Raw genomic sequence first — 6,031 nt, forward strand, 5'->3', positions numbered from 1 at the left:
ACTGAACAGCTGATCACCTGAGCACCTGAGCACCTGAGCACCCGACCGTCCGACCCGTCCGATTGCCCGGCGCGGGTTTCGTCGGTATGCCCGATCGGCGCGGGCCGGCGTGAAACGATGAGCCGACCAAAGCCGAGCCGACGAAGTCGAGCCGACCGAAGGAGAGGGCAGCGGTGGGTCGTCCCTTCCACGTCTATGACTACGAGGGCGAGCATCTGGGGTCGTTCCCGAGCTGGGAGCGCGCCCACGAGTGGGCCCACCTGCAGGCCGTCCTGAACGGCGTGCCGACCCCGCTGGAGGTGGAGGACCGGTCCACCTCCAGCCGGCGCAGGGTGTGGGCGGAGCGCTGCGAGCCGGTGGGGGCCGGCACACCGAACCCGGGCGACCCGGCCAGCACCGGCACCCATGCCCACGCCCACTCCGAGGCTCACGCCGACGCCGACACGGACCTGCTCGCCGCGGGGCGCTGTGCCGCGGTGCGGGCTCCGGTCTTCGCACCGCCGCACCCCCGGCAGTCGACCGAGTACGCGGACGGTTTCGTCGCGGACGGCGTCCTCGCGGAGGGTGCGCACACCGCTCTCACCGACGCCGCCCGCATCGAGCTGTGACGATCTCGGGCCACCGGACGATCTCGGGCCACCACTTTCCGGCCACCCTCACCATGGGTGGCACATGGACTGCCCTCCGCCAGGAGAATTTTTCCAACGCAACGTGACAGATTGCCGACCAAAGCGTGGCCCGGCAGGGCGTGACAAGACGTTTTAAAGCAGGTCATATCCTTCCAGGGAGGCATCCATCATGGCTGCCTCGTGCCCGGTCCTGCCTGGCCGGGAACTGCCCTCGCGCAACCTGACACTCCACCTGGTGAGCTGAGCACACTAATCTGGCGGCTGTCGTCGGGGATTCACCGCACTGCGAGGCACGTTCGACGTGCCTCGCAGTGAATCGTGGGCGACGGGCACAGCCGAGACGCTCCTTGGGGGAGACGAAAGTGGACGAGCAGACCGCTGCCGCCGGCGGAGCGCGACCGACGTCGCGTCTCGTCGTCGATGTCGTGCGAGCGCTGCGGGGATGGGTGGTCGCCGCAGCCGGCGGCGTTCTTCTCCTCGGCTGCTACCTGGGCGTCTCCAAGGAGACGGACGTCGCGTACCAGCTCCCGTACGTGGTGTCGGGCGGCTTCGGCGGCCTGGCGCTGGTCCTCGTGGGCAGCGCCCTGCTGGTCGCCGACCGGGTGGACGCCAACCAGGCCACGCAGAACCGGCTCGCCGGCCAGGTCGACGACCTGCACACCCTGATCATCGCCGCCGCGGCCAGCGGAGCGGCCGACACCGAGGCCGCCGACGTACCCGCGCCCGCCGCCCAGGGGCACGACGTCCCGGGCAGCGCACCGGGCCAGCCGTTCGTGGCCCAGACGAGCTCCGCCTCCGCAGCCGTCTCCGGCCAGCGGTTCTGAGCCGGCTCCGGACGACACCATGGGCACCGTCGACCCGGGCGCGGAGCCGCTGACCGGCCCGTCCCCGGCACCTCCCGCGGAGTGAGCGGATGACCAGTATCAATCTCGCGCTCACCGCCATCTCGCTCGGGGCGATCGCGGCCCTGTCCGGTATCGGCGTGCTGGTCACCTACCGGACCAACGGCGTTCTCAACTTCGCCCAGGGCGGCATCGCCACCCTGGTCGCCTATGTGTTCCGCGAGATGGTCGTCGAGTGGGGCCTGCCGATCTGGCTGGCCGCGGTCCTCGCCCTCGCGGTCCTCTCCCCCGGCATCGGCCTGCTGCTGGAACGGCTCGTCTTCCGCCCGCTGGCCCGCCGCCGTGCCTCGGCCGCGGAGTCGCTGGTCGCCAGCCTCGGCGTCCTCGTGCTCACTCTCGGTATGACCGCCGGCATCTGGGGCCTCGGCTCCCGCGGTGACGCACCGAGCATCTTCCCCGCGGACACCGTCAAGATCGGTGACACCCGGGTCGGTGTGGACGCTCTCGCCGAGCTGGCGATGGTCGCCGTGTTCTGCATCGTCCTCGGCATTCTCGGCGCGAAGACGAAGTTCGGCCGCCAGGTGCGGGCCGTCGTCGACGACCGGCAGCTCGCCGAGCTCTCCGGGGTGCCCGCGGACAAGGTGGCGGCGGCCGGCTGGGCACTGGGCACCACGATGGCCGGCCTCACCGGCATCCTGCTGGCGCCGCAGTTCCGGCTCACCCCCTACGGACTGACCCTGCTGGTCCTGGAGACGTTCGCGGTCGTGGTGGCCGCCCGGCTGGCGAGCCTGCCGGTGGCGGTGCTGACCGCGCTCGGGATCGCCGTCGCGCAGAGCGAGCTCAAGCAGGTCACCCTGGACGGCGACGCGGGAACGGTCCTCACCGTCCTGCAGTCGAACCTGTTCATCGTCATGCTGCTGGTGCTGCTCCTCGTCGTACCCAGACTGCGCGAGCTCGGTAACGGCGACTCGGGCTCCACCGGGAGCTTCTCCAGCCGGGGCGCGCCGCCGTCGGGCCCCGTGAGCCGGGATGAGGCCCGCCGGGACGTCCTCGGCAAGCTCGGCGGCGCCGCGCTGCTGATGGCGCCGATGACCTTCGCCCCGGCCGACCTGCGCTCGGCGTTCATGGTCCCGGCGCTGGCACTGATCTTCCTGTCGCTGGTGATCCTCACCGGGTACAGCGGCCAGCTCTCCCTCGGTGTCGCCGGCTACGCGGGGCTGGGCTCCCTGTTCACCCTGAAGCTCGCCAACGGCGACCTGTTCGGCCTGCCGGCCGTCCCCGGCATCTGGGCCATGTTCATCGGCGCGATCATGGTCGCACCGATCGGGCTGATCACCGGCTGGCCGGCCATCCGCCGGCGCGGCCTGGTCCTGGCGCTGACGACCTTCGCCGTCGGCGCGGTCGTGAGCCGCTTCGTCTTCGAGCAGCCGGACTTCGCCTCCGGCCTGTACGTGGACCCGCTGGAGCTCTTCGGCGCCGAGCTGGGCGACAAGGCCTTCTACCTCTTCGAGCTGTTCTGCCTCGGCCTCGGCCTGCTGGTCGTCCGCAGCCTGCACCATGGCCGGATCGGCCGGGCGCTGCTGGCGGTGCGTGACCACTCCGAGGGTGCCGCGGCGGTCGGTGTGGACGTCCGCAGCCTCAAGCTGCTCGCGTTCACCATCTCCTCGGCGGTGGCCGGCCTCGGCGGCGCGCTGCTCACCTTCAGCGCGTCGTCGTTCTCCACCGACGACTTCGCCCCGATGCAGAGCCTGCTCTGGTTCACGGCGGTGGTCGTCTTCGGTGCGGACAGCGCCGCCGGCGCCATCATCGCGGCCGGCTTCATCGTCGCCATCGACGTGCTCGCCCCGGCCGGCTCGTCGATCCTCGCGGTCGGCATCCTCGCGCTCTCGCTCGGCTGGCTGCCGGGCGGCCTCGCCTCCGCGGTCCGGGGCGGCATCGCATGGGTCGCCCGGGTGCTGGCGGACGAGTTCGTGCCCTCGGCGCACACCACCCACGCCGCCGCCAACCGGCTGGCCCGGGCCGGCGGGGCCGTACCGGGCATGGCCGGCGCGGCCGGCGCCACCCGGCACGGGGCCGCCGGATCCAGCGGGACCAGCGGGTCCGGCGGGTCCGGCGGCGGCATTCGGATCGTGCTGCCCGCCGGTGCGCCCAGGCCCACCCCGCTCGGCGAGACGCTGCTCGTCGCGGTCGCGAACCACACGGCCCGCAGCGGGCTGACCCTCGAAATGCTGCCCAGCGCACGGGCGGGCGAGGCGGACTCCGCCGAACGCCAGGGCCTCGCCGGGCCGCGGCCACACCTGCCCGGAGTACCGGTCGAGAGGGGTGCCTGATGAGCCGCAACGACCTGTCCGCACGTGGCCTCGTCCGCCGCTACGGCGGCCTCACCGCCGTCGAGGACGTCAACATGGACGTCCCCAGCGGCCAGATCACCGGCCTCATCGGACCGAACGGCGCCGGCAAGTCCACCCTGTTCAGCCTGCTCACCGGGGTGGAACAGCCCGACGAGGGCAAGGTCCTCCTCGGCCAGCGCAACATCACCAGGATGAGCCCGGACGCCCGGTCCCGACGCGGGCTGGTCCAGACCTTCCAGGTACCGTCGCTGTTCCCCAGCCTCACCGTGGCGGACAACCTGCTCGTCGCCGCCGAGAACCGGCGCCGCGACTACGCCGGCGACCTGCTCGGGTTCAGGGCACGCGGGCGCAGCGGTGCGCTGCAGATCGTCGACGACGTCCTGGCCTCCCTGCGGTTGGAGGACATCCGGGAGAGCATCGCCGGCACCCTGCCGACAGGTGCGCTGCGGCTCGTTGAGTTCGCCCGCGCCCTGTGCGCACGCCCCGACGTGCTGCTCCTCGACGAGCCCGCCAGCGGGCTGGACGCGGCCGAGACCGAACGGTTCTCGGCGCTGGTCCGCCGGATCGCCGACGACGGTGTGGCGATCCTGCTCGTCGACCACGACGTCGACCTCGTCTTCAAGGTCGTCGACCGGGTGTATGCCATGGTCGGCGGCCGGGTCGTGGCGGAAGGCGCACCCGCGGCCGTGCGCGCGGACCCGACCGTGCGGTCGGTGTACCTGGCACAGGGCCCGCTGACCTCGAAGAACACGGGTGCCTCGCCGGCGGGCGGGCCGTCAGGGGGCGGACCGCCCGCCGACAGCCCGCCGACCGGCGGTCCGCCCGCCGTGGCCGTGTCGTCTGGAGAGCTTCGTTGACCGCCAACCCCGCCGCGATCGGCGACACCCACCTCGCCGTCGACCCGAACGGCGCGCCCACGGCCGAAGCCGGCCTGCCCGCCGTCGAGCTGCGGCTGGAGAACGCCCGGGCCGGCTACCGCACCATCGAGGTCCTGCACGGCATCGACATGGCCATCCCCTCGGGGGCGGTGACCGCGCTGCTCGGCGCGAACGGTGCCGGCAAGAGCACGACGCTGCGCACCATCGCCGGGCTCATCCCCCTGCGCGGCGGCTCGCTGACCTGGCGCGGTGAGCAGATCACGAAAATGACCACGACCAACCGGGCGAAGCGTGGGCTGATGCTCGTCCCGGACGAGCGGGCCGTGTTCGCGACGCTGTCCGTCCGCGACAACCTGCAGATCATCGCCGAGGCCAGCGGTCACCCGGACATCACCCCCGCGCTGGAGGCGTTTCCCCGGCTACAGGAGCGCCTGAGCCAGCGGGCCGGCTCCATGTCCGGTGGTGAGCGGCGCATGCTGGCCCTCGCCCGCGCGCTGCTCGCCCGCCCGTCGGTGCTCATGGTGGACGAGCTGTCGCTGGGCCTGTCCCCGAAGGTCGCGAGCGAGCTGTTCGCCTGGCTCGGGACGGTCGCCGACGCGGGTACGACCGTGATCCTCGCCGACCAGTACACCGAGGAGGCGCTCGCCCTGGCCGACATGGTGTACGTCCTGCATCGCGGCGAGATCACGTTCGCCGGTACGCCGGCGGAGCTCGGCGCCAGCGAGCTGCTGGCCGCCAGCGCGTCCTAGGGCCAAAGGGCGCCAGCAGCCGCTCGGCCCTCCGCCTGAGGCGGAGGCCTGGCCTGGCCTGGCCTCTGGCAAGATCTGAGGATTCTGGTCGCACTCACGACAAAAATCCTCAGATCTTGCCCCAAGGCCGCGTAGTTAGGCGTGGTTGGTGGCTGTCAAGGGACGTCGGCGTGTCGTGGTGCTGGTGGTGAACGCGCAACGGGACCGCTGGTAGGTAGGAGATCCGCCAAGATCCGCCTGCTGCCAGAGGTCCCGTTGCCTGCTCAGTGTCCCACGGTCTGTCTGACGCGTTCCCTCACGGTCGCCGAGGGGGTGTTCGCGCCCGGGCATCTGGGTGAACTGACCCAGCACGCGCCGTTCGAGCTGGTCGATGCCGTGCTGACGGAAACCGGCCGTGTGCAGCAGCGGGTGCGTGATCTACCCAGCCGGGTCGGGATGTACTTCGTTCTCGCGCTGGGCCTGTACGGGCATCTGGGGTACGCCCGTGTGTGGGACAAGCTCGTGGCCGGGCTGCGGGACCTGCCCGGCCTGGTGCTGGTCACGCCTTCGGAGAAGGCGCTGCGGGACCTGCGCCGCCGGATC

General features: G+C 71.9%; 6 protein-coding genes. All 6 read left to right on the top strand.

Annotated features, from left to right (window positions below):
* Nucleotides 1-173: 173 nt before the first annotated feature.
* On the top strand, nt 174-608 hold the full coding sequence (locus FREUN1FDRAFT_RS25375) for a hypothetical protein (protein WP_006543113.1): 435 nt from the start codon (nt 174-176) through the stop codon (nt 606-608).
* Nucleotides 609-991: 383 nt separating this feature from the next.
* Nucleotides 992-1,453 (top strand): hypothetical protein, encoded by a 462-nt coding sequence (locus FREUN1FDRAFT_RS25380; protein ID WP_006543114.1) that lies wholly within the window; start codon nt 992-994, stop codon nt 1,451-1,453.
* An 89-nt stretch (nt 1,454-1,542) separates the two neighbouring features.
* A complete protein-coding gene (locus tag FREUN1FDRAFT_RS25385) occupies nt 1,543-3,801 on the top strand; it encodes an ABC transporter permease (RefSeq protein ID WP_006543115.1) in 2,259 nt (752 codons plus the stop codon).
* Nucleotides 3,801-4,679: an ABC transporter ATP-binding protein gene (locus FREUN1FDRAFT_RS25390; protein ID WP_006543116.1), complete on the top strand. Its 879-nt coding sequence runs from the start codon at nt 3,801-3,803 to the stop codon at nt 4,677-4,679. Before FREUN1FDRAFT_RS25385 ends, FREUN1FDRAFT_RS25390 begins: the two co-directional genes overlap by 1 nt.
* Nucleotides 4,680-4,753: 74 nt before the next feature.
* The gene (locus FREUN1FDRAFT_RS25395) at nt 4,754-5,449 is read left to right on the top strand and encodes an ABC transporter ATP-binding protein (RefSeq protein WP_035953422.1); all 696 of its coding nucleotides are present in this window, start codon (nt 4,754-4,756) and stop codon (nt 5,447-5,449) included.
* A gap of 255 nt (nt 5,450-5,704) precedes the next feature.
* Nucleotides 5,705-6,031 (top strand): IS4 family transposase (locus FREUN1FDRAFT_RS25400; RefSeq protein WP_006543118.1); only part of this gene is annotated, 327 nt, incomplete at its 3' end.

The sequence above is a fragment of the Parafrankia sp. EUN1f genome, from assembly GCF_000177675.1.
Classification (GTDB): domain Bacteria; phylum Actinomycetota; class Actinomycetes; order Frankiales; family Frankiaceae; genus Parafrankia.